We start from the raw sequence: 22513 nt of genomic DNA on the forward strand, positions 1-22513 counted from the left end.
CCGGAGGACGAAGACGCCGCGCCTATGCCCGCCGGGGCGTGCCAAGCGTGCGGAATGGCTTTCCGGCCTTCAGGTGGACTTCGATTTCCTCCAGCGAGAGGCCACTGGTCTCCGGCACATAACGTGCGGTGAAGAAAAGCCCGAACACGCACACCAGGGCGTAGATGGCGAAGACACCGGCGAGGCCGATGGCGTCGATCAGCACCGGGAAGGTCAGGACCACCACGAAATTGAAGGCCCAATTGGTGAGCGAGGCCGCGCTCATGCCTGGCCCCCGCAGGTTCAACGGGAAGATTTCGGACATCATCACCCAGGGCAGCGGCCCGATGCTCACCGCAAAGGACGCGATATAGAGGACCAGACCGATGATGGAGACGACCTCCATGCCCGGCACGTTCGCCCAGGCGGAAAGCGAAATCATGCCAAGGCTGGCCGCGGCCCCCGCGAAGCCGATGAACATGAGCTTGCGCCGTCCGATGCGGTCAATGAGGCCCATGGCCACCAGCGTCATCAGCACATTCACCACGCCGATGCCTACCGTGGCGAGGAGCTGAGTCTGGGTGGACGAGAAGCCGGAATGGGCAAACACGGTGGGGGCGAAATAGATTACCGCATTGATGCCGGACAACTGCTGCAGCAGGAACAGCCCCATGCCTACCACGAGAGCAGGGCGCGCCACCGGGCCGAACAGGTCGCGCCAATTCCCGCCGCCCGCATCCGACTGCACGGCCGCGGCAATCTCGGCCAGGGCCCGCTCCACCTTGGGATCGGTGGGCGCAACGCCCTCAATGCGCGCGATCACCCGTCGCGCGTCGCTGGCCCGGCCGCGCAGCATGAGCCAGCGGGGTGTATCGGAGAGGACAGCGACGCCCAGCAGCAGAAGCACGCCGGGAATGACGGCGGTCGCAAACATGCCGCGCCAGGCCTCGCCGAAGCTCCAGCCCACCAGATAGGCGAACAGGATGCCGAGCGTGATGGCCAGCTGATAGATGGACACCAGCCTGCCGCGAATGCGGGCCGGTGCTGTCTCGGAAATGTAGAGCGGCGCCACCATGGCCGCGACGCCGATGGCAAGGCCCAGCAGTAGCCGGCCGAGCGAGAGCATCAGCAGGTTGGGCGCAATGGCGCACAAGCCCGCGCCGATGATGAAGAGAAGGCCCGCCCCCATCAGCAACTTGCGCCGGCCATGGGGCGCCGCCAGCCATCCGCCAAGCACCGCGCCGGCAAGGGCGCCAAGGGGCACGGTCGCGGTCATCAGCCCCTCTTCCAGGGGCGTGATGCCGAACGTCTCGCGCAAGGGATGGAGGGCGCCGGCGATGATGCCCTCGTCAAAGCCGAACAACAGGCCGGCTATGCCCGCGATGCAGGCAATCACATAGATCATGGGCCCCCTCCCCGGCCGCCTTGTCGCGGCCGCTTTCACCTGCTGTAGCGGCCCGGCCCTTCGCTGTGAAGCGCACAAAAGGACTGCCATGGCGTGGCCACGCCCACGCTGTCGTGATCTTGCGGGCGTTGCAGCGGGCCACCCATGCGAGCGCGCGGGATTGACGGCGCCTCTATCCTCGCTTAACGGCTCGCCCTTCTCGACACCAAGGACACCGCGCCCCGCGCCATGGCCGAACTCGCGCCGAAAGCCTCGCCCCGCATCTCCTTCGTTTCCCTCGGCTGCCCCAAGGCGCTGGTGGACAGCGAGCGTATCGTCACGCGCCTGCGGGCCGAAGGCTATGAGCTGACCCGCACCCATGCGGGAGCGGATCTCGTCATCGTCAACACCTGCGGCTTCCTGGACAGCGCCAAGGCCGAAAGCCTCGCCGCCATCGGCGACGCCTTGGCCGAGAACGGCAAGGTGGTGGTCACCGGCTGCATGGGCGCCGAGCCGGAGCAGATTCGCCTCGCCCATCCCGGGGTGCTGGCCGTCACCGGCCCGCAGCAATATGAGAGCGTGCTCGCCGCCGTCCATGAGGCGGTGCCGCCCCAGCACGATCCCTTCCTGGACCTCGTGCCCGAGCAGGGCGTGAAGCTCACGCCCCGCCACTACGCCTATCTGAAGATTTCCGAGGGCTGCAACAACCGCTGCACCTTCTGCATCATCCCGAAACTGCGCGGCGATCTCGTGTCCCGCCCGCTCGGCGACGTGATGCGCGAGGCCGAGAAGCTGGTAGCGGCGGGGGTCAAGGAACTCCTGGTTATTTCCCAGGACACCTCGGCCTATGGCGTCGACATCAAGTATGCCCCGAGCACCTGGCGGGAGAAGGAACGGCAGGCCCGCTTCTATGATCTGGCCGAAGCGCTGGGCGAGCTCGGCGCCTGGGTGCGCCTGCACTATGTCTATCCCTATCCCCATGTGGACCGCGTGATGGAGCTGATGGCCGCCGGAAAGGTGCTGCCCTATCTGGACATCCCGTTCCAGCATGCCAGCCCCACCGTACTGAAGCGCATGAAGCGCCCCGCCGCCCAGGAGAAGACCCTGGCGCGGGTGCAGGCGTGGCGGGCGGCGGTGCCGGACCTGACGCTGCGCTCCACCTTCATCGTGGGCTTCCCCGGCGAGACCGAGGCGGAATTCCAGGATTTGCTGGACTTCCTCGGCGAGGCGGAACTGGACCGGGTGGGCTGCTTCAAGTTCGAGCCGGTTGACGGCGCACCGGCCAATGCCCTGGCCGATCCCGTTCCAGAAGAGGTCAAGGCCGAACGCTATGACCGCTTCATGCGCACCCAGCAGGCCATTTCGGCCCGCCGGCTCAAGCGCAAGGTTGGCACGCGCCAGCAGGTCATCATCGACGCCGTGACCCCCGCCGGCGCCGTCGGCCGCACCAAGGGCGACGCGCCGGAGATTGACGGCCGGGTGCATGTGGCGTCCCGCCGTCCCTTGCGGGTGGGCGAGATCACCACGGTGAAGATCGAGGGCGCGGACGCCTATGACCTGCGCGGCACGGCGGTGGGCTTCTAAGCCCACCATAACCATTGCCGCAAACGAAAACGGCCGGGCTTTCGCCCGGCCGTTCTGCTTTCCAAAGGACGAAAGGGCTCAGCCCTCGTCGTCGTCCGAATGCTCCGGAGGCACGAGGCCCTGGAGGCCGGCGAGCAGCTCTTCCTCGGTCATGCGGTCCATCACGATGTCCGCGTCATCAACGGAGCCGGACTCGCTGGAGGCGATCATGGGCACCGCCTCGGGCTCGGGCTCGTCCACCTCGGTGTACTTCTGGAGCGAGTGGATCAGGTCTTCCTTGAGATCTTCTGGGCTGACGGTCTCGTCAGCAATCTCACGCAGGGCCACCACGGGGTTCTTGTCGTTGTCGCGATCGATGGTGATCGGGGCGCCGGAAGAAATCATGCGGGCACGGTGGCCGGCGAGGAGGACCAGCTCGAACCGGTTGTCCACCTTGTCGATGCAATCCTCAACGGTAACACGGGCCATTGGACAGGCACTCCCTCGTGCGCGGTAAAATAAGACGCAACGGGTGCGTTGAAGCTGCGCCCCATAGCCTATAAGGTCAGATGGCGCAAGACGTTTCCACTTTTTTTCACTTGCGCTCGCCGCGCGAACATCGGAAAAAGTTGCGCGGTTCCATATTTTAACCGTTCTATCTAACGGGCAAAAAGCCCTCGCGCGGACCTCCTAATGATCGCTTCGGAAAAGATCGCGCTCCTGATTGATGGCGCCAACCTGTACTCCGCCACCAAGGCCCTGGGTTTCGACATCGACTATAAGCGGCTGTTGAAGGAGTTCCAGTCGCGGGGCTACCTGCTGCGCGCCTTTTATTACACGACCCTGATCGAGGATCAGGAATATTCCTCCATCCGTCCGCTGCTCGACTGGCTTGACTATAACGGCTATTCCGTTGTCACCAAGCTCGCCCGCGAGTTCACCGATGCGCAGGGCCGCCGCCGGGTGCGCGGCAGCATGGACATCGAGATCGCGGTCGATGCCATGGAGCTGATCGGCTTCGTCGACCATATCATCCTGTTCTCCGGCGACGGCGACTTTCGCTCCCTAGTGGAAGCCTTGCAGCGGAAGGGAATCCGGGTCAGCGTCGTGTCCACCATCGCGACCCAGCCCCCCCTGATCGCGGACGATCTGCGGCGACAGGCGGACATCTTCGTCGACCTCGTCGAACTGCAGCCGAAAATCGGCCGCGACCCGGCGGAGCGCCAGGGTCGTATGCAGGAAACGCCACGATTTCTGGAGCGGCGCGGACCGCCTGCGGCCGATCACAACGACACCTGAGTCCCCATGACCCTCGAACCGGGGCACGATTGCCCCCTTTGTCCACGCCTTGTCGCGTTCCGCGATCAATGGCGTGCGGCTGAACCCTCCTGGTTCAACGGTCCGGTGCCGGTGTTTGGGCCGGCAGATGCACGCCTCCTTGTGGTGGGCCTCGCGCCCGGCCTCAGGGGCGCCAACAGGACGGGACGCCCGTTCACCGGCGATTATGCCGGCGATCTCTTATATTCCACCCTGCTGGAAATGGGCTTCGCGGAGGGCACCTATGCCGCGCGGCCGGACGATGGACTGAGGCTCATCGACGCCCGCATCGTCAATGCGGTGCGCTGCGTGCCGCCGGAGAACAAGCCGACAACGACTGAGATCCGCACCTGCCGGTCCTTCCTGTCGCCGGTGCTTCAGCAAACCCGGGGGCTCAAGGCAATCGTGACGCTGGGCAAGATCGCCCATGATTCCACCATCGCCGCCCTCGGCGCGCGCCCGGCGCACCACCGCTTCGGCCATGGCGCGCGTGCGCGCGTCGGAGAGCTGGAGGTGTTCGCCAGCTACCACTGCTCGCGCTACAACACCAATACAGGCGTCCTGACGCCGGAGATGTTCCGGTCCGTCTTCCGCGCGGTGCGCGCCTATCTGGGGTGACGGCGCTTCAGGAAGTCGAGGACATCCGCCGCATTCTTGTGCGGTGGAAACACCGGATAGAAGACATGGCCAATCGCCCCCTCCTCGATGATGAGGGTCAGGCGCTTCAGGAGCACCATGCCGTCCACTGTGAAGGTGGGAAGCCCCACCGCACGGGCGAAGGACAGGGCATGGTCCGACAGCAGCGGGAACGGCAGGTGCAGCCGGTCCACCACCTCGCGCTGGTAGGCGGAATTCTGCGTGGACAGGCCGAAAACGTGCGCCGCCCCGTGGGCGGTCAGGTCCTCGTAATGGTCACGGAAGGCGCAGGATTGCGGCGTGCAGCCGCGCGCGCCGGGGATCTCGTCCCAGCCCACAGGGCTCGGCGCGTTGGGATCGCCCGTGCGCGGATAGCAATAGACCACCACGCGGCCCGACAGCCCCGACAAATCCACCAGCCGCCCGTCGGTAGAAGGCAGGTTGATGATCGGCAGTTCAAGCCCCGGCAGGTGATCGGCGAGGCCATCATCCTCAGGCTCGGGAAGATTGTCGGGAAGCTGGGTGTAATCCGTCACGGGCGCTCGACCTTGCTCAATAGAGACGAAGTGATGCGTGCCGACCGGCTCCCTCGTCCCATCGGCGCGCATGGTCCAGGTGACATTCGAGCCGGGGCGGAGCGGATGTCAATTCCCGCGGACGAGGAAAGCCGGCCGCCCGTCGTGCCTCATCCGCGGTCACGCATGAGGCGGGCCTTGTCGCGCGACCAGTCGCGCTCCTTCACCGCCTCGCGCTTGTCGTGGGTCTTGCGGCCCTTGGCGAGGGCGACCTCCACCTTGGCGCGGCCCTGCTCGTTGAAATAGATCTTCAGCGGCACCACCGTCATGCCCTCGCGCTCCACCGCATTGGCGAGCTTGGCGATTTGGCGCTTGTGCAGCAGCAGCTTGCGGGGCCTGCGGGTCTCGTGGTTGAAGCGGTTGGCCTGCAGATATTCGGGGATGAAGGCGTTGTAGAGCCACATCTCGCCGCTCTTGGCGGCGGCATAGCTCTCGCCGATGGTGGCCTTGCCATTGCGCAAGCTCTTGACCTCGGTGCCGCTCAAAGCGATCCCGGCCTCGAACACCTCGCCAATGTCATAGTCGAACCGCGCCCGCCGGTTGTCAGCGACAACCTTGCGGGGGCGCTCCTTCTTCTTCTCGCTCATAAAGGTCCCAGAGGGCCGGCGCGCAGCCGGCCCCTTTCATCAGTTGATCAGGCCGGCATGGACCATGGCCTTGCGGACCACGGCACGGGCACCCTCCGATGCGGGCACCAGCGGCAGGCGAAGCTCCTCGTCCATCTTGCCCAGCACCGACAGGGCATATTTGGGGAGCTGCGGGTTGGTTTCAACGAACAGGCCGGTATGCAGCGGCATCAGCTTGTCCTGAATGGCGAGGGCAGCCTTGTAGTCGCCGGCAAGGCAAGCCACCTGGAAATCCGCGCACAGGCGGGGCGCGATGTTGGAGGTCACGGAGATGCAGCCCTGACCGCCATGGGCCATGAAGCCGAGCGCGGTGGCATCCTCGCCCGAGAGCTGGATGAAGTCCTCGCCCAGAACCTGGCGCTGCTGGGACACCCGAACCATGGAGGCCGTGGCATCCTTCACGCCGGCAATGTTCTTCAGCTCATAGAGGCGGGCCATGGTCTCCACCGACATGTCCACCACCGAGCGACCGGGGATGTTGTAGATGAAGATCGGAATGCCGATGGCCGCGTCGATGGCCTTGTAATGCTGGTAGAGGCCTTCCTGGGTGGGCTTGTTGTAATAGGGTGTCACCACCAGCACCGCATCGGCCCCCACCTTCTCCGCATGACGGGCGAAGTCGATGGCCTCCACGGTGTTGTTGGAACCGGCGCCGGCGATCACCGGCACCCGGCCACCTGCCTGCTTCACGCACCATTCGACCACCTGGCGGTGCTCGTCATGGGTCAAAGTGGGGCTCTCGCCCGTGGTGCCCACCGGCACGAGGCCATGGGTGCCCTCGGCGATCTGCCAGTCCACCAGGTCGCGAAACGCTTTTTCATCCAGCTTCCCGTCCTTGAACGGCGTGACGAGGGCGGTGAACGACCCACGGAAACGGGAAGCGGCGGATGGCGACGTCATGGCGGCGGCCTTGTTCTGGTTCGTGGTTGCGCGCTCCGCGGCCACCTGCGGCGCGGAGCGGAACGCATGAGATAAACTGTTGCGGCCCAAGCTGGAAGGGCTCAACGTTGCAATCCTTGCGGCACGAGCCCTGCTTTTGCCGGGATCACGGCGCACCTATGCTTAGGAATTCGTCAATGCAGGTCGGAGAGTATCAGGGCGACTGAGCCTGCCTCATGGCCGCGAGGAACCGGTATGCCGACTGCCACCCGCCTGATCTCCCGCACCGCCCTGGCGATCGCCATAGCCTGCGCGAGCCCGGCCCTTGCGCCGTCCGCCTTTGCCGCCACCTCATCATCGGATTCCAAACCGGCACCCAAGCCGACGGCCAAGACTTCGTCCCAATCCAAGCCTTCCACAAAGCCCGCGTCCAAGAGTCAGGCCAAGCCCGCCGCAAAGCCATCAACTCCCCCAGCAGCGGCGGCGCCCACCCCCGCCCTCACGGGCGAGCTTGGTACCTTGCGCAACGCCATCACCCTCGCCAAGAACGGCAAGGGCTCCGAGGCCATGGCCGCAGTCAGTTCGCTGGACGATCCGGTGGCGCGCAACCTGGTGACCTGGCTTGTCATCCGCCAAGCGCCCAATGATCTGGGCTTTGAGCGCATCGCGCAATTCTTGAAGGAAAAGCCCTATTGGCCGACCCAGTCGACCTTGCGGCGCAAGGCGGAGGCGGTGCTCTATGCTGAGAAGGCCTCGCCCGCGACGGTGCGCGCCTTCTTTGGAGACCAGGCGCCGCTGACGGGGCCTGGCAAGATCGTCCTCGCCCGTGCGCTGTCCGCATCCGGCGATCGCGCCACGGTGGCCGCGCTGGTGCGGGATGCCTACCGCACCGATGACCTCTCCGAATCGAGCGAAGCCGCGATCCTCAGCGAGTTCGGCCCGCTCATCACCCGCGCCGACCACAAGGCGCGGGCGGACAAGTTCTCCTACAAGCCCGATCCCGACCGCGCCATGCGCGCCGCTCAGCGCGCCGGGTCGGACGTGGTGGCATTGACGCGGGCACGCCTCGCCATCGAGAAGCAGGATCCGAGCGGCGCCGGCCTGCTGTCGCAGGTGCCGATGACGCTGGCGAACGATCCCGCCTACCTGTTTGCCAAATCCATGGTATCCCGCCGCGCGGGTCGCTACGAGGAAGCTGCCCAGGCTCTGCTCGCGGCTCCCGACAGTGCGGAAGCGCAAGTGGATACAGACGAATGGTGGATCGAGCGCCGCCTCGTCTCGCGGGAATTGCTGGACGCCGGCAATGCGCGCCTCGCCTATAAGGTGGCAGCGGACGCCGCCTCCCCGACCGCCAACAATTACCGCGCCGAGCAGGCCTTCACGGCCGGCTGGATCGCCCTGCGCTTTCTCAACGAGCCGCGCCTCGCGGCTCAGCACTTCGCGCGCATCGACCATCAGCAGGACCACCCCATCACCCTCTCCCGCGCCGCCTATTGGCAAGGCCGGGCTGCAGAGGCCATGGGCGACACGGGCACCGCACGCGGGCGCTATGAGGCGGCCGCGCGCTTCTCCACCACCTTCTACGGACAGGCCGCCCGCGCCCGCCTCGGCCTGCCCCAGGTGGCGCTGCGCCGGGAGCCCGACCCGTCCGGCCAGGCCAAGTCGAATTTCGACCGCATCGAAATCGTGCGGGCGCTCAAGCTGCTCTATGCGGCCGGCGATCGGGATACGCCCATTACCATCTATTACGACATGGCCTGGCGCATGGAGGACACGACCCATCTCGTGCTTCTCGCCCAGCTGGCGCAGGCCAATGGGGACGCGCGGGGCGCGCTGGTGGTGGGCAAAGAGGGCCTCGCCGAGGGCCATCCGCTGGACCATGCCGCCTTCCCGACCTTCGGACTGCCCTCCTACACGCCCATCGGCAATCCGGTGGACAAGGCCATGATCTATGCGGTGGCCCGCCAGGAAAGCCAGTTCAACCCCCGCACGCTCTCCAGTGCGAAGGCCATGGGCCTCATGCAGGTGACGCCGGCAGCCGGCCGGGAGGTCTCCAAGCAGACGGGCGCGCCCTACAACGAAGCGCGCCTGATGAGCGACCAGTCCTACAACGTGCAGTTCGGCGCAGCGGAGCTGGGCGAGCTGGTGGAGAATTACAGCGGCAATCCGATCCTGGTCTTCGCTGCCTACAATGCCGGCCGTGGCAGTGTGCGCAAATGGTTCGCGCGCTATGGCGACCCGCGGGACAAGGATGTGGACCCCATCGACTGGATCGAGTGCATTCCCTTCTCCGAAACGCGCAACTATGTGCAGCGGGTGATGGAGAATTACCTCGTCTATCGCCAGCGCTTCGGCATCGCGACTCCCATGCCGGTGGCCGCGCGCTAGGTTTCCCATTTTTGCTGCACCGCATGGCGCGCCGATCCCTTGGGGCGGGCCATGCGAGATGCGACATTCAGTTTGCAGTCGCGATGTCGTAAGAGGCAGCAGCCGGCCGACCGTTTTGGCCGGCCGAGATCCGAGCTGCAGATGACGCAAAACCCGAGCCGGCCGCAGGAGACGGGCACCACGCCCGGCTTTCTCGAATTCGTTACCATTGTCGCCCTGATGATGGGCCTTACCGCCTTCTCAATCGACAACCTGCTGCCCGCCTTCGTCCCCATACGCGAGCATTTTTCGGTCGCCGAGGCCAACCACCTGCAATGGGTGGTCACCGCCTACATGATCGGATTTGCCTTCATGCAGATGGTCTATGGCACGATATCTGACGTGCTGGGGCGCAAGAAGGTGCTGATGGCCGGTCTGGCCATCTACGCGCTCGGCTGCCTCCTCGCCATCTTCGCCCCCACCTTCGAGGTTCTGCTGCTGGCACGCGCGGTGCAGGGGATGGGCTCGGCCTCCGCCCGCGTCCTGTCCATGGCCATCGTGCGCGACAGGTTTGCCGGCCGCGAAATGGCACGGGTCTCCTCGTTCGTGATGATGGTGTTCCTCATCATCCCGGTGGTGGCTCCGGCCATTGGCGGGGCGATCCTGACGGTCGGGCATTGGCACTTTATCTTCGGCGCCATGCTCACCCTCTGCCTCATCCTGGCGGTCTGGTTCGGCCTGCGCATGCCGGAAACGCTGCATCCTGAATACCGCGTGCCCTTCTCCGTGGCGGGCATCAGCCGGGCCATGCGGATCACGCTCTCCACCCGTCGCACGGTGGGTTACGCCACCGCCATCGGCTTCATGATGGGCTCACTCATGGCCTATGTGGCCTCCGCCCAGCAGATTTTCGAGACAGATGTCTACCAGCTCGGCGCCCTTTTCCCGGTCGCCTTCGCGGTGGTGGCGGGCGTGATGTCCGTGGCCTCCTTCATCAATGCCAAGCTGGTCCGGCGGCTCGGCATGCGGCGCATTTCCCATTTCGGATTGTGCGGCTTCACGCTGGTGGGCGGGATTCAGGTGGTTGCGGCCCTGGCCTTTGCAGGCAAGCCACCCCTGCTGCTCTTCTGCGCCCTGCTGTCGCTGAATCAGGCGCTGTTCGCCTTCACCGTCCCCAACTTCAATTCCATGGCCATGGAGCCGGTGGGGGAAGTGGCCGGCTCCGCCTCATCCTTCATTGGCTTCTACACAACGCTCTTGGGCGCAGTGCTCGGCGTGGTGGTGGGGCAGGCCTTCAATGGGACGGTCCTGCCGCTGGGACTCGGCTACTTCCTTCTTGGCCTTGCCGCCATCCTCCTCGCCCTTTGGGCCGAAAAGGGCCGGCTGTTCTCAAGCCAGCCCGACGGCAAGGCCTGAGGCCCTGCAAAAGCGCCGCGCGGATTTTCCGCCCGGCGCCGCGGCGGCTCTCAGTAGCCCAGTTCCTTCTCGCAAGCCGGAATGACCTTGGACAGGCGCATGCTGCCGGCCGACGGCTCGGTGGTGGCGCGCAGCGTGCAGGCGTCGAGATTGTCGAACACGGAACCGGGACGGATGGCCTTTCCGGTAAACGCCTCCAAGGTCGCCATGCGGTCGGCCGGTGCGAGCGCTTGATAGGTGTTCACGTCGCCCGCCTTGTCCTGCGCGGGCAGGATGGGCGCAGCGTGCGCCGCAAGGCTCACGGACACGGTGGCGGCAAAAGCAAGGATCGAGGTCTTCTTCATCTGACAGCCAGTCGGGGCAGTTCAAGGAAAAGACAAGGCCCCCTCCCCTCAGGAGGCCTTGGTCCGCATGGTCACGAACTCTTCGGCAGCGGTGGGATGGACCGCGACCGTCCGGTCGAAATCCGCTTTGGTGGCGCCCATGCCGATGGCGATGGCGGCCATCTGGATGATCTCCGCCGCGCTATCGCCCACCACATGGCAGCCGAGCACCTTGTCGCTGGCCTGATCCACCACCAGCTTCATCAGCATCCTGGAGGGGGAGCCTGAAAGGGTGCCCTTCAGGGGCCGGAACGTGGCCTTGTAGATGTCGATGGCGTGGCCAGCAGCACGCGCCGCCTGCTCGCTGAGGCCAACCGTGCCGATTTCCGGCTCGGAGAAGACGGCCGTGGCGATCAGGGCATGATCAACCACCCAAGGCTTGTTGCCATAGACCGTATCCGCAAAGGCGTGCCCCTCGCGGATGGCAACAGGTGTCAGGTTCACTCGGTTGGTGACATCGCCCACCGCATAGATGGAGGGCACGGTGGTCTGCGACTGCGCGTCGACCTTGATGGCGCCCAGCATGTCGCGCTCGACCCCCACGTCCTCCAACCCCAGCCCCTTGGAATTGGGATCGCGGCCAATGGCGAGCATCACCTCATCCACCACCACGAGCGAGCCGTCCGACATGCGCACATGCTTGCCGTCGGCCTCCTGGGTGATGGCGCTGAGCGTACGGCCGGTCAGGATGTTGATGCCCCCGTGAGCCATCTCTGCGGTGAGGTGGTCGCGCACGTCCTCGTCGAACCCGCGCAGGATCTTGTCGCCCCGCAGGACGAGATGGACTTCCGCTCCCAGCGCGCGGAACAGCCCGGCGAACTCCACCGCGATGTAGCCGGCGCCCTGAACCAGGATGCGCTTGGGGAACTCCTTGAGGTGGAACGCCTCGTTTGAAGTGATCGCCAGCTCCCGGCCGGGAATGTCGGGGCCGAGCGAGGGCTTGGCCCCGGTTGCGATCAGGATTCGCTCCGCTGCGATCACCTCGCCGGTGGCGAGGACGCGCACCGCATGAGGCCCTTCCACCACCGCACGGGATGCAACGACGGTGACGCCAGCGCCTTCCGCATTGCGCTGGTAGATCCCCTCCAGCCGGGCGATCTCCTTGTCCTTGTTGGCGATCAAGGTCGCCCAGTCGAACCGCGCGCCTTCGACGGTCCAGCCGAAGCCAGCCATGTCCTGCAGATCCTGGGCATAACGGCCAGCATAGACGAACAACTTTTTCGGCACGCATCCGCGGATCACGCAGGTACCGCCCATGCGGAACTCTTCCGCCAGCATGACGCGCGCCCCATGCTGCGCCGCAATGCGGGCCGCCCGCACCCCGCCCGAGCCACCACCGATGACGAAGAGGTCCACTTTGGTTTCGGACATGGGGCCCTCTGCGGAACGCGCCCACAACACGCGACCTGCGCAGCGCCGTGGCGGAAGAACGTGATGTCAGCCGGGCGCGGGGTCGCGTCAGGCCGGGAGGAACGGCCGGACCTCAAGCGAGGGGGCACCGGCGGAGTTGAAGTCTGCCGGCCGCAGCCCGTCAAGGGGCCTTTCGTCATTCCCGTCATGCGCTTGCCGTCGATCAATGCGAGGTGCTTCAAGGGAAAGATAAGGAAGGGACTTTAGACTTGCTGCACAAGGATGTCCGCAAGGGGCACGGATGGCCGTAGAGATCGATCCCGTATGGCTTCGGGCTGCCACGCAGTCGCCGGATGTTCAGTTGCACGTATTGCCGCTTGCCTGGCGCCTGCGCCTCGCCATCGGCGGATGCGCCTTCATCCTGGCTCTGGTGGACCCGCAAGACCCGGACCACGAGCCGCGCGCCGCCTTGACCTTTCTGTCGGCATCGGGCGTGGACCTCGCGCAATCCCATGCGAAGGGCAAGCGCACCGCTCTGTTCATTCCAAAGGGCACCACCCGCATCCTCACCAGGAGTTCGCGGACCGTTCGCCTTGGCCTTTTTCCACGCAGCAAGGTGGCTTTGAAGCTTCACACCTTCGTACGCGGGCGCTTCACCGGGGAGCCACTGCGCCGCCGGTGGCGAGAGGCGGCAGCGGCGGCCCGCGACGTGCGGGGCGTGCACGCCGCCTTGCTGGAATCCTCTCCGGCACGTCTGGCGGAGCAGGCCACGCGCTATCGCCGCTACCGGTCAGCCCATGTGGGGGACTTTTCTGATGTCATCGCGCCCGCGCCGGACCTTCGCCTGACCTTCCTGACCGTGCTGGACACAGCCAGCACCCGGGACGATGTCAGGTCCGTGTTTGAGGCGTTGAAGGGGCAGAGCGATCCGGAGTGGGAATGGGTCCTGACGGCCACCCATGATGCCCCCCACGACCTCCTCGATAACGTGCGGGCGATGCTCGCGGGAGCGCCGGGCTGCCGTTTGGTAGCGGGCGCCCCTGCCAGCCAGGGGCCGGTCGCGCGCGCATTTGCCGAGGTCACCGGGGGCCTCATCGCAGACTTGCCCCTGAGTGGATATCCCAGCCGCGACGCGGTCGCCATGATCCGCGCCGCGTTTGCGGAACACGCTGCCTGCGAGGTGGTCTATACCGACGAAGAGAAGATCGACGCCCAGGGGCGCCCGCAGGCGGGCTTCTTCAAGCCGGCCTATAATCGCCATCTGCTCCGGTCCACCGACTATCTCGGCCACCTCGTCGCTGCCCGCGTGGACACGTTGCGCCGCGCGCCGCGCCGCTGGCTGGACGGCGGTCGCCATATGCTGCGCCTCGCCATCCTCGATGCGCTTCCCCCCTGTGCCATCCGGCATATTCCCCGTGTCGCCTTCAGTTCGCGCGGTCCCTGCCATCAGGTCGCTGGACCCTTGGAAGCCACTGCGGCGTCTCGCATCCTGGGTGCCGACGTGACGGTGACAGCGGAGGGATTTCTGAAAGCGCATTATCCCGTGCCGCAGCCTGAGCCGCTGGTCTCCATCGTCATTCCCACCCGCGACCGGGCAGATCTCATGGGAATGGCGTTGCGTTCGCTGATTGAGCGGACGGCCTATCGTAATTTTGAGATCATCATCGTCGATAATGGATCAGTGGAAGACAAGACGTTTGCACTGTTCGAGGAGATCAAGGCCGCCTGGCCGCGAACTCTTGTTCTACGCGACGATGGCGACTTCAACTATCCGCGCATCTGCAATGCAGGTGTCGCTGCCTCGCACGGCTCCATCATCTGCCTGCTGAACAATGATATCGAAGTGGTGGACGGCACTTGGCTCACCGAGATGGTCGCCCTGAGCGCGCTGCCGCGCACCGGCGTGGTGGGCGCAAAGCTTCTGTTTCCCGACCAGACCATCCAGCATGCCGGTGTGATCGTTGGACTGTTCCGCTATGCGGCGCATTGGTTCTCGCACGCTTCGGCCCAGGCGCCCGGGCCTTTCGGCCGGCTGGTGAACCGCACCAATGTGAGCGCCGTCACGGGTGCGTGCCTGGTGATTTCCCGCGCCTGCTGGGACGAGGTTGGGCCGCTCGACGCAATTCGATTTGCAGAGGATTGCAACGACATAGACCTATGCCTGAGGGTCCGCCATGCCGGCTACGAGGTGGTGTGGACACCCTTCGCCTGCCTCGTGCACCACGAATCCGCCTCCCGCGGGCGGCGTCGGGCGCGGGCGCATCGCAACCGCCTGAAGGCGCAGCGCCAGCGGATGGAAGCGCTGTGGCACACATCCACGCTGGTGGACCCGCACTATAATCCCAACCTGTCGCGCACCAGCCTTCATGCGGCGCAGGCGAGCGCTCCGCAGGGGCCACGGATCTCGCGCACCGACGCCATTCCGGCGCCAGAAATCCGTTTGTAAATCAAAGGAAAAACAGCCCAAAAGAAAAGGCGGCCCGCCGAAGCGAGCCGCCTTTCTTAGCTGGAGCCGGGCCGATCGCAGAACGATCGGCCGGCACGCTCACCGGAACGGCGGAGTACATCCGTCCGTCCATCCCGGGACCCTGACCTTAGCACCATGTGCCTTGGCCGAACCTTGCATCGATGCCGACGGCGGCACGTGTTACCCGCGGGGCCCGGAGTACATCCGTCCGTAACCCGTTGAGACCACAGCCTTTCGACCGGCGTCCCAGATCTGATCGGAAGCGGCGCGCGGCATGTGCCGAGCGGCGCGGTCCCGTGAGAAGGAGCCGCGCACTGCGCCTTGATCCGTTGGGAAGGCAAGCCGGACCGGGTCGGTCCGGCTTTTGGCCAAGAAGATCGGAGTACATCCGTCCGTCCCCCGAGACCGCGACTGAAACGCGATCATTGGCCTGTTGTCCCCTATGTAGGGGCCGAAATCGGCGTTTCAAGGGCCGAACCTCGCCGAATGTGCGACTTCCTCACACGCCATCCCGGCGTCACAGGCCTACTTAATGGTCTCGGCGGCCTTGTTGACGAAGCGGCCATCAAAGGTCTTCGGCAAGTCGATCTTCGCGGCTTTCAGCTCCGGATCGAATTCGACAAGCATTCCCAGCGCGTTCTTCATTCCGCTCTCGGGGATGATGCCGGTGAGCGAATAGGTGGGCTTGGAGGCCTTGACCGCGGCAATGTAGAGGGCCTGGTCGCCGAGCAGATATTCCTCGGGAACAACCTTCGCCACATCCTCCGGGGTGGCCGTCTGGAGCCATTTCAGAGACTTGTAGAAGGCATTCACCAGCTTCTGGGTGGTGATCGGGTTCTGCTCCATGAAATCGCGCTTCATGTAGAGCACGGCGGCAGGATTGGTTCCGCCGAAAATCTTCTGGTTGCCTTCTTCCGTTCGCGTATCAGCCAGGACGACCACATCGCCGTCACTCTGAAGCTTGGTGATGACGGGATCGAGATTGGACATGGCGTCGATCTCGCCGCGCTTCATCTGGGCGACCGCCGAGGCGCCGCCGCCAACGCCCACAAAGGATACATCGTCCGGCTTCAAGCCGTCCTTGGCGAGCAGGAAGTTGACGAAGAAGTTGGTGGAAGATCCCGGCGCGGTGACGCCGATCTTCGCGCCCTTCAAATCCTTCACGCTCTTGTATTTGTCCGCCTTGTCCTTCTGGACGACGAGGACAATGCCAGGATAACGGCCAAGCTCGATGACGGAGACGATATCCTGGCCCTTGGCCTGCATACGGATCGTATGTTCATACGCTCCGGTGACCACATCTACCGATCCGCCGATGAGCGCCTGGAGTGACTTGGCGCCGCCGCCGAAGTCGTTGATGGAAACGTCGAGCCCCTCCTCCTTGAAGAAACCCTTGCGTTCCGCGATGGTTAGCGGGAGGTAATAAAGAAGGGGTTTGCCACCGACGCCCAGCGTCAGCTGGGTCTTTTCAGCCTTCTGGGCCAAGGCCGGCGCGGCGGCGGTGAGCGCCAGGGCGCCCGCCGCGAGGGCGGAAAGGACCTGCCTACGAGTCCTGGAAAACGTGCTCATCCCATTGTCCTCCCACGATTATTTCTGCTGTCCGGAAGCGGTTGGCCGCCACACCATGAGGCGGTTTTCGATTGCCGTCACCAAAGTGTCGATCAAAATAACGAACACGGCCAGCACAAGCATTCCAGAGAATACTCCAGTAACGTCAAAGACGCCTTCGGCCTGATGGATGCGATATCCGAGCCCCGCAGCAGATCCCAAATATTCACCCACCACAGCACCAACAAGAGCAAAGCCAACGGCGGTGTGAAGTGAGGAAAACATCCAGGATAGGGCGGATGGCCAATAGACGTGTCTCAGCAACTGGCGCTCACTCATACCCAACATGCGTGCATTGGACAGAATGGTCGGACTGACTTCTTTGACACCCTGATAGACATTGAAGAAGACGATGAAGAACACCAACGTGACCCCAAGCGCCACCTTCGACCAGATTCCAAGACCGAGCCACAGCGCAAATATAGGCGCGAGAACCACGCGCGGCAAAGCGTTGGTCATTTTCACATAAGGGTCGAAAACCTCGGCCACCAATTGCTGGCGGGCAAACCAGAAGCCCACCAATACACCGCCCACCGCACCGATCACGAAGGCCAGAACCGTCTCCAGAAGGGTGATTCCGAGGTGATACCAGATCACGCCGGTGGCGAAGTCGCGCCAGGTGCGCTCGAACACCGCCAGAGGAGTGGAGAAGAAGAACGGATCAAGGGGGAAGAAGGGCTTCGTCGAGACGATTCCTCCGGGCACCTTCACCGTGGATCCAAAATGCCAGATCCCGATGAGCACCACCGCCACCAGGACCTGGAGAAAGAGCAGTTTGACCCGTCTCACGCCACGCCCTCCGCCTGCCGGTAGCCCTTGACCACCTCTTCCTTCAGCGCCGCCCAGATCTCCTTGTGGAGGGCATGGAAGGCGGGGTCGAGGCGCACGTCCGAGATGTCGCGGGGGCGCGGCAGGGCCACCTTCCATTCCCCGATGATTCGAGAGGCCGGCCCTGCCCCCATGATCACCACCCGGTCGGCCAGGGCGATGGCCTCCTCCAGATCGTGGGTCACGAACAGGACCGCCTTGCGGTCGGCGCTCCAAAGGTCGAGGAGCAGGTTGCCCATGATCTGGCGGGTCTGGGCGTCGAGCGGGCCGAACGGCTCGTCCATGAGCAGGATCTTGGGGTCGCGGATCAGCACCTGGGCGAGGCCCACCCGCTTCCTCTGGCCCCCGGAGAGCATGTGGGGATAGCGATCGGCGAAGGCGGCGAGGCCCACGCGGGAGAGCCAGGCGCGGGCGCGCTCATGGGCTTCAGCGGAGGGCGTGCCGGCCACTTCCAGGCCGATGGCCACATTGTCGATGGCGGTCTTCCAGGGAAACAGGGCCTCGGCCTGAAAGAGATAGCCGGCCTTGCGGTTGAGGCCGGACAGAGGGGCGCCATAGATCTCCACCCGTCCGGCGGCGGGCGTCAGCAGGCCGGCCGTGGCGTTCAGCAAGGTGGACTTGCCGCAGCCGGTCGGGCCGACAATGGCAACGAACTCGCCGTCCGCCACATGAAGGGAGGCGGCATCCACAGCCACATAGCCGGGCCCGCCTTTGGCATCGGGAAAAGCGATGCGCACCTCGCTCAGGCTCACGGCGCACGGCTGTGCCGCGGCGCCTGCCATCTCCACCCCTCCCATTCGCTCTCCCCTGCCGTCGATGCGGCCTGTTGTGGGCGGGGAAGGTAGCGGCGGGGCGGCGCCGGAAGCAAGGGGAATGGATGGCGCCCCCTTGCGGTGCTCTCTGCGCCTCTGCGTGGGACACAGGCCCGCAAACGCAAGCGACCCGGGCCGCATGGGCGCGGCCCGGGTCGCGATAGGAGTGGCTGCCCAGCCTCGGGCCTCGGCGAAGCCGGGACCGAGCCGCCGGTGCGCCTCAGCGGCGGCGGAAGTTCTGCTGCCGGCGTGCGCCGGGCGGAGGCATGGTGCCCTCGGCCTTGTGACGGAAGTTGATGCGCCCGCGATCGAGATCGTAGGGGGACATCTCCACCACCACCCGGTCACCCTCGATGGTGCGGATGCGGTTCTTCTTCATCTTTCCGGCCGCATAGGCCAGGATCTGATGGTCATTGTCGAGCCGCACACGGAAATTGCCGTCAGGCAGCACTTCCGTGACCGTACCTTCAAACTCCAGCAGTTCTTCCTTCGCCATATAGTCTTCTCCAGCTACCCCGGGGAGGCGATCCGATTAGATGAAACCATCTGTCTGGTAAAGCGACCCCGTATCATAAGGAAAGAGCACGCGCCGGCCGGCGCGTGCTCCAATTTTCACCGCGGGCCCTTGAACGCCGAGCCCGGCTTGCCGCCGCGCGCAGGTCCAGACCGCAGAAATCCAACCGCACCGATATCGGTGCCTTCACCGCCGGCGCCCCCCTGGGGGCGGCTGCCGCGCTGATCCCGGCGACCGGCCGGGCGCGCGTCATGCGGACGGCCCTCGCGGCCCTCGGGCCGGCCCTCATGATGGCCGCGCCCGTCGCGGGTCCGGCCGTCGGCGCGCGGTTCGCCCGCGCGCTTCTCCTGCGGCCGGCCATCCCGGCGCTCGCCGCCACGGCCACGATTGCCGCCGGCTTCGCCCTCGGCCCGCACGCCGTCACCGCGGCCTCCCTCGGGACGGCCCGCGCGGGGCGGACGCCCACCGGCATTGGGCCGACCACCATTGGGACGGCCGCCGCGCGGATGACGCCGCTCGGTGTCTTCTTCCGTCGCCGGCACGAAGCCCTGCACCACGGACACGCTGGCCGGCACGCCACGGCGGTCCGACTGCGGGATCTGCATGCGGATGAGCCGCTCGATGGACCGCAGATAGGCGCGCTCTTCGCCGTCGCAGAAGGAGATGGCAATGCCTTCCTTGCCGGCGCGGGCGGTGCGGCCGATGCGGTGCACGTAGGATTCGGGGATGTTCGGCAGGTCGAAGTTGAACACGTGGCTGACGCCGGTCACATCGATGCCGCGGGCGGCGATGTCGGTGGCCACGAGCGTGCGCACGGTGCCCACCCGGAAGGCGGCCAGCACGCGGTCACGCTGGTTCTGCGACTTGTTGCCATGGATGGCTTCGGCGGTGTGGCCATACTTGGCCAGCGCGTTCACCACCCGGTCGGCGCCATGCTTGGTGCGGGTGAAGACGAGCGCGCGGTCGATGGTCTCGGTGCCGAGCAGCTCGGCCAGGAGCGCGGGCTTGCCCTGCTTTTCCACCATGATGACCCGCTGCTCCACCCGGTCGGCGGTCTTGGCCGCCGGCGTCACCGAGACGGTGACGGGCTTGTGCAGCATGGAATTGGCCAGCTCGGCGATGGCCGAAGGCATGGTGGCCGAGAAGAACAGGCTGTGGCGCTTGGCCGGCAGCTTGCGCACAATGGCGCGGATGGCATGGACAAAGCCCATGTCCAGCATCTGGTCGGCTTCGTCGAGGACGAGCACTTCCACCGCATCCAGCTTCACCGCATGGTTTTCCATGAGGTCGATGAGGCGGCCGGGGGTGGCCACCAGCACATCCACGCCGCGATGCAGCGCGCGGATCTGGCGGCCCATGGGCACGCCGCCAATGGCCAGTTCCACCGACAGGCGCATGTGGCGCCCGAACTTCTGGAAGTTCTCCACGATCTGGCCGGACAGCTCGCGGGTGGGCGAGAGGACGAGGACGCGGACGGACTTGGGGGCGATCGTGTGCGGACGGCGCACGAGATGGTCGAGAATGGGCAGAGCAAAGGCTGCGGTCTTGCCGGTGCCCGTCTGCGCGATGCCGATCAGGTCATGGCCGGCCAGAACCTGGGGAATGGCCTGCTCTTGGATCGGCGTGGGCGTCACATGCTTCACATCGGTGAGCGCGCGGACGATAGGCTCGGCAAGGCCGAGTTCGGAAAACGTTGTCAAGCTACAACTTTCATGCGGCGAACGGCATCGGCGCGGCGGATGCATTCCGCACACCGCGCACGTTCGCGAGGGTCGATGACACCCCGCGTGGCCTGGGCTGTCGCAAAACATCTGGTCGAAATCGGGCAAAAGCCTGTGACACCGGCACGGCCGGCCATCAGCTCGCTTCCGCTACGCGGCCCGAGAGCAACCCGCGCCCTGATTGTGCGGGCGTCGCCTGATTGCTGCAGCGCTCATATGGCGCAGATCCATGGTCATTTCAAGGCGCTTGAGCCCCTTGGCCGTCCGTCAACCATTTCCGCGGCCGAAAAAGCGCACCTCTTGAAGAAATGCCCTGCCTTTCCGACATAGGCGTGCGGAGGAGCCATGTTCGATCTGCATTCCTATGTCGACCCCGTTCTTGAGTTCGTCCGTCAGCATCAAGGCTGGGCCCCGCTCCTGGTTTTCGGATTGGCCTTCGGGGAATCCCTGGCCCTCGTCTCCATCTTCGTTCCCGCCACGGCCCTGCTGCTCGGCATCGGCGCCCTGATCGAGGCCAGCGGCCTGCCCTTCTGGCCCATCTGGGGCGCGGCGGTGGGTGGCGCGGTGCTGGGAGATGCAATCTCCTATTGGCTCGGCTTCCACTACAAGGCCCAGGCCAAGACGCTCTGGCCGCTCAGCCGCAGGCCGGACCTGGTGGTGCGGGCGGAGGATTTCTTCACCCGCTTCGGCATCTGGGGCGTGTTCATCGGCCGCTTCTTCGGGCCGCTGCGGGCCATCGTGCCGCTGGTGGCGGGCATCATGGCCATGGGGCAGGTGCCGTTCCAGGCGGCCAACATCTCCAGCGCCGCCGTCTGGGCCTTCGCCATGCTGGCGCCCGGCGCCGCCGCGCTCAAGATGCTGGGCTACTAGAGCGCGATCCGATCAGATTGAATCAATCTGATCGGTGAATCGCCCTCTCACTCCTTGAGAGAGAATGCGTGATCCGATCAGCCTGCGGTGCAGGCTGATCGGCGCATGCTCTAAGCCCCTCAGACCAGCCCGAACGCCCCCGCGAGCGCGCCGACCCCGATCAGCCAGATGGGGTTGAGCCGCGTGGCGAGGGAGCCGATGGCGGCCAGCGCCGTCACCCCATAGGCCAGCGCATGGGTGTCGGCGACGCCCATCAGGATATAGGCGCTCGCCAGCACGATGCCGATGGTCAGCGCCGCCAGTCCCCGCTGGATGGCGATGCGCGGCCGGGCGGTCTTGTAGCGGTGGGAGAGACGCGACATGGCATAGGCCGCCGCGCCCGAAGGCACGCACATGACCAGGGTGGAGGCGATGGCGCCGGGCACGCCGGCCACGTACCAGCCGATCAGCGTCACCAGCAGCACATTGGGGCCCGGCGTCACCTGGGCGATGGCGAACAGGTCCGCGAACGTGGTGTCCCCCATCCAGCCATAGGATTCCACCGCCATGCGGTGGAGTTCCGGGATGACCGCGTTCGCCCCGCCAATGGCCAGGAACGACAGCAGGAACATGTGGGCGGTGAGATCGAAGAGGGGATCGCGCCCGGTCATTTGGACCACCGCCACGCCGCCGCGATGGAAAAGGGCGCAAGCGCCAGGATGACGAAAGGCAGCGGATAACCCATGAGCCCGGCGCCGGCGAAGGCGAGGGCCGCGAACACCAGCATGTGGGGACTGCGCCGCTCGGCAAAGGCCATCTTCAGTCCGAGCGCCAGGAACAGGCCGATTGCCGCCGCCGAAATGCCCCGCAGGATGCCCGAGACTTCCGGCACCTGCCCGTAGCGCAGATAGATGGCGGTGATGGTGATGCCGATCACGCAAGGGGCCAGGATCAGCCCGCCAAACGCCGCCGCCGCGCCCAGGACGCCGGCGAAGCGCGCGCCCAGGCAGAATGACATGTTGACGATGTTCGGCCCCGGCATGAGCTGGCAGATGGACAGCAGGTCGTTGAACTCCCGCGCGTCCAGCCAGCCCTTGCGCTCCACCAGTTCGCGGCGGGCGAAGGGCAAGGCACCGCCAAAGCCGGAAAGCGCGATGCGCAGGAAGGTCAAGAACAAGTCCGGGACGCTCGGCCCCGGTGCCGTGGAGAGCGGGGAGACCGAAGCGTCGTCCGTCATGC

Annotated in this window: 21 protein-coding genes; 7 read left to right on the plus strand and 14 right to left on the minus strand. The window is 65.5% G+C overall.

The window, feature by feature from the left end:
- Positions 1 to 22: 22 nt before the first annotated feature.
- Positions 23 to 1384, minus strand: a complete 1362-nt coding sequence (locus PV781_RS06345) for a sugar porter family MFS transporter (RefSeq protein WP_274774792.1) — start codon at positions 1382 to 1384, stop codon at positions 23 to 25.
- 228 nt (positions 1385 to 1612) lie between these two features.
- Here PV781_RS06345 and rimO point away from each other — a divergent pair, with 228 nt between their 5' ends.
- Positions 1613 to 2947, plus strand: a complete 1335-nt coding sequence (rimO, locus tag PV781_RS06350) for a 30S ribosomal protein S12 methylthiotransferase RimO (RefSeq protein ID WP_274774793.1) — start codon at positions 1613 to 1615, stop codon at positions 2945 to 2947.
- Positions 2948 to 3025: 78 nt separating this feature from the next.
- Here rimO and rpoZ read toward each other — a convergent pair whose 3' ends face one another.
- Complete coding sequence (rpoZ, locus tag PV781_RS06355) at positions 3026 to 3415, minus strand: DNA-directed RNA polymerase subunit omega (RefSeq protein WP_209102638.1); 390 nt, start codon at positions 3413 to 3415, stop codon at positions 3026 to 3028.
- Positions 3416 to 3619: 204 nt separating this feature from the next.
- Here rpoZ and PV781_RS06360 point away from each other — a divergent pair, with 204 nt between their 5' ends.
- Positions 3620 to 4225 carry a LabA-like NYN domain-containing protein gene (locus PV781_RS06360; protein WP_274774794.1) on the plus strand — a complete coding sequence of 202 codons (606 nt, stop codon included), beginning with the start codon at positions 3620 to 3622 and terminating at the stop codon, positions 4223 to 4225.
- A gap of 6 nt (positions 4226 to 4231) precedes the next feature.
- On the plus strand, positions 4232 to 4861 hold the full coding sequence (locus PV781_RS06365) for a uracil-DNA glycosylase (protein ID WP_274774795.1): 630 nt from the start codon (positions 4232 to 4234) through the stop codon (positions 4859 to 4861).
- Here the strand turns inward: PV781_RS06365 and PV781_RS06370 are convergent.
- The 3 genes from PV781_RS06370 to dapA form a co-directional block, all read right to left on the minus strand.
- Entirely contained in the window at positions 4849 to 5415 is a 567-nt protein-coding gene (locus PV781_RS06370) for a peroxiredoxin (RefSeq protein ID WP_274774796.1), read from the minus strand. The two genes, PV781_RS06365 and PV781_RS06370, sit on opposite strands and share 13 nt — an antisense overlap.
- 149 nt (positions 5416 to 5564) lie before the next feature.
- The gene (gene smpB, locus PV781_RS06375; protein WP_209102642.1) at positions 5565 to 6041 is read right to left on the minus strand and encodes an SsrA-binding protein SmpB; all 477 of its coding nucleotides are present in this window, start codon (positions 6039 to 6041) and stop codon (positions 5565 to 5567) included.
- Between the two features lie 39 nt (positions 6042 to 6080).
- Positions 6081 to 6980: a 4-hydroxy-tetrahydrodipicolinate synthase gene (gene dapA, locus PV781_RS06380; RefSeq protein ID WP_274774797.1), complete on the minus strand. Its 900-nt coding sequence runs from the start codon at positions 6978 to 6980 to the stop codon at positions 6081 to 6083.
- Positions 6981 to 7214: 234 nt separating this feature from the next.
- On the opposite strand from dapA, the gene PV781_RS06385 reads away from it, so the two are divergent.
- The gene (locus PV781_RS06385; protein WP_274774798.1) at positions 7215 to 9347 is read left to right on the plus strand and encodes a lytic transglycosylase domain-containing protein; all 2133 of its coding nucleotides are present in this window, start codon (positions 7215 to 7217) and stop codon (positions 9345 to 9347) included.
- A 141-nt stretch (positions 9348 to 9488) separates the two neighbouring features.
- On the plus strand, positions 9489 to 10742 hold the full coding sequence (locus tag PV781_RS06390; RefSeq protein ID WP_274774799.1) for a multidrug effflux MFS transporter: 1254 nt from the start codon (positions 9489 to 9491) through the stop codon (positions 10740 to 10742).
- A gap of 50 nt (positions 10743 to 10792) precedes the next feature.
- On the opposite strand, the gene PV781_RS06395 is transcribed toward PV781_RS06390, so the two are convergent.
- Together PV781_RS06395 and gor are read right to left on the minus strand one after the other, a co-directional pair.
- Positions 10793 to 11086: a hypothetical protein gene (locus PV781_RS06395; protein ID WP_274774800.1), complete on the minus strand. Its 294-nt coding sequence runs from the start codon at positions 11084 to 11086 to the stop codon at positions 10793 to 10795.
- Positions 11087 to 11134: 48 nt separating this feature from the next.
- Positions 11135 to 12496: a glutathione-disulfide reductase gene (gor, locus tag PV781_RS06400; protein ID WP_274774801.1), complete on the minus strand. Its 1362-nt coding sequence runs from the start codon at positions 12494 to 12496 to the stop codon at positions 11135 to 11137.
- 340 nt (positions 12497 to 12836) lie between these two features.
- Between gor and PV781_RS06405 the strand changes: the two genes are divergently transcribed.
- Complete coding sequence (locus PV781_RS06405) at positions 12837 to 14921, plus strand: glycosyltransferase family 2 protein (RefSeq protein WP_274774802.1); 2085 nt, start codon at positions 12837 to 12839, stop codon at positions 14919 to 14921.
- A 546-nt stretch (positions 14922 to 15467) separates the two neighbouring features.
- On the opposite strand, the gene PV781_RS06410 is transcribed toward PV781_RS06405, so the two are convergent.
- From PV781_RS06410 to PV781_RS06430, 5 genes are all read right to left on the minus strand, one after another.
- Positions 15468 to 16511: an ABC transporter substrate-binding protein gene (locus PV781_RS06410; protein WP_274774803.1), complete on the minus strand. Its 1044-nt coding sequence runs from the start codon at positions 16509 to 16511 to the stop codon at positions 15468 to 15470.
- 18 nt (positions 16512 to 16529) lie between these two features.
- The gene (locus PV781_RS06415; RefSeq protein WP_274774804.1) at positions 16530 to 17339 is read right to left on the minus strand and encodes an ABC transporter permease; all 810 of its coding nucleotides are present in this window, start codon (positions 17337 to 17339) and stop codon (positions 16530 to 16532) included.
- On the minus strand, positions 17336 to 18160 hold the full coding sequence (locus tag PV781_RS06420) for an ABC transporter ATP-binding protein (RefSeq protein ID WP_274774805.1): 825 nt from the start codon (positions 18158 to 18160) through the stop codon (positions 17336 to 17338). Before PV781_RS06420 ends, PV781_RS06415 begins: the two co-directional genes overlap by 4 nt.
- 250 nt (positions 18161 to 18410) lie before the next feature.
- Complete coding sequence (gene infA / locus PV781_RS06425) at positions 18411 to 18686, minus strand: translation initiation factor IF-1 (RefSeq protein ID WP_274774806.1); 276 nt, start codon at positions 18684 to 18686, stop codon at positions 18411 to 18413.
- 116 nt (positions 18687 to 18802) lie between these two features.
- The gene (locus tag PV781_RS06430) at positions 18803 to 20404 is read right to left on the minus strand and encodes a DEAD/DEAH box helicase (RefSeq protein WP_274774807.1); all 1602 of its coding nucleotides are present in this window, start codon (positions 20402 to 20404) and stop codon (positions 18803 to 18805) included.
- Positions 20405 to 20770: 366 nt separating this feature from the next.
- Here PV781_RS06430 and PV781_RS06435 point away from each other — a divergent pair, with 366 nt between their 5' ends.
- Positions 20771 to 21295 (plus strand): DedA family protein, encoded by a 525-nt coding sequence (locus PV781_RS06435; RefSeq protein WP_274774808.1) that lies wholly within the window; start codon positions 20771 to 20773, stop codon positions 21293 to 21295.
- A gap of 119 nt (positions 21296 to 21414) precedes the next feature.
- Here the strand turns inward: PV781_RS06435 and PV781_RS06440 are convergent, their stop codons facing one another.
- Entirely contained in the window at positions 21415 to 21945 is a 531-nt protein-coding gene (locus PV781_RS06440) for a chromate transporter (RefSeq protein WP_274774809.1), read from the minus strand.
- Positions 21942 to 22511 (minus strand): chromate transporter, encoded by a 570-nt coding sequence (locus tag PV781_RS06445; protein WP_274774810.1) that lies wholly within the window; start codon positions 22509 to 22511, stop codon positions 21942 to 21944. The genes PV781_RS06440 and PV781_RS06445 overlap by 4 nt, the downstream gene beginning before the upstream one ends.
- Positions 22512 to 22513: the final 2 nt, after the last annotated feature.

This window comes from Aquabacter sediminis, from assembly GCF_028863665.1.
GTDB lineage: Bacteria > Pseudomonadota > Alphaproteobacteria > Rhizobiales > Xanthobacteraceae > L1I39.

Coding starts and splice junctions, on each gene's coding strand:
- PV781_RS06345 (WP_274774792.1), bottom strand. CDS start 1,384: ATGATCTATGTGATTGCCTGCATCGCGGGCATAGCCGGCCTGTTGTTC.
- rimO (WP_274774793.1), top strand. CDS start 1,613: ATGGCCGAACTCGCGCCGAAAGCCTCGCCCCGCATCTCCTTCGTTTCC.
- rpoZ (WP_209102638.1), bottom strand. CDS start 3,415: ATGGCCCGTGTTACCGTTGAGGATTGCATCGACAAGGTGGACAACCGG.
- PV781_RS06360 (WP_274774794.1), top strand. CDS start 3,620: ATGATCGCTTCGGAAAAGATCGCGCTCCTGATTGATGGCGCCAACCTG.
- PV781_RS06365 (WP_274774795.1), top strand. CDS start 4,232: ATGACCCTCGAACCGGGGCACGATTGCCCCCTTTGTCCACGCCTTGTC.
- smpB (WP_209102642.1), bottom strand. CDS start 6,041: ATGAGCGAGAAGAAGAAGGAGCGCCCCCGCAAGGTTGTCGCTGACAAC.
- dapA (WP_274774797.1), bottom strand. CDS start 6,980: ATGACGTCGCCATCCGCCGCTTCCCGTTTCCGTGGGTCGTTCACCGCC.
- PV781_RS06385 (WP_274774798.1), top strand. CDS start 7,215: ATGCCGACTGCCACCCGCCTGATCTCCCGCACCGCCCTGGCGATCGCC.
- PV781_RS06390 (WP_274774799.1), top strand. CDS start 9,489: ATGACGCAAAACCCGAGCCGGCCGCAGGAGACGGGCACCACGCCCGGC.
- PV781_RS06395 (WP_274774800.1), bottom strand. CDS start 11,086: ATGAAGAAGACCTCGATCCTTGCTTTTGCCGCCACCGTGTCCGTGAGC.
- gor (WP_274774801.1), bottom strand. CDS start 12,496: ATGTCCGAAACCAAAGTGGACCTCTTCGTCATCGGTGGTGGCTCGGGC.
- PV781_RS06410 (WP_274774803.1), bottom strand. CDS start 16,511: ATGAGCACGTTTTCCAGGACTCGTAGGCAGGTCCTTTCCGCCCTCGCG.
- PV781_RS06420 (WP_274774805.1), bottom strand. CDS start 18,160: ATGGCAGGCGCCGCGGCACAGCCGTGCGCCGTGAGCCTGAGCGAGGTG.
- infA (WP_274774806.1), bottom strand. CDS start 18,686: ATGGCGAAGGAAGAACTGCTGGAGTTTGAAGGTACGGTCACGGAAGTG.
- PV781_RS06435 (WP_274774808.1), top strand. CDS start 20,771: ATGTTCGATCTGCATTCCTATGTCGACCCCGTTCTTGAGTTCGTCCGT.
- PV781_RS06440 (WP_274774809.1), bottom strand. CDS start 21,945: ATGACCGGGCGCGATCCCCTCTTCGATCTCACCGCCCACATGTTCCTG.
- PV781_RS06445 (WP_274774810.1), bottom strand. CDS start 22,511: ATGACGGACGACGCTTCGGTCTCCCCGCTCTCCACGGCACCGGGGCCG.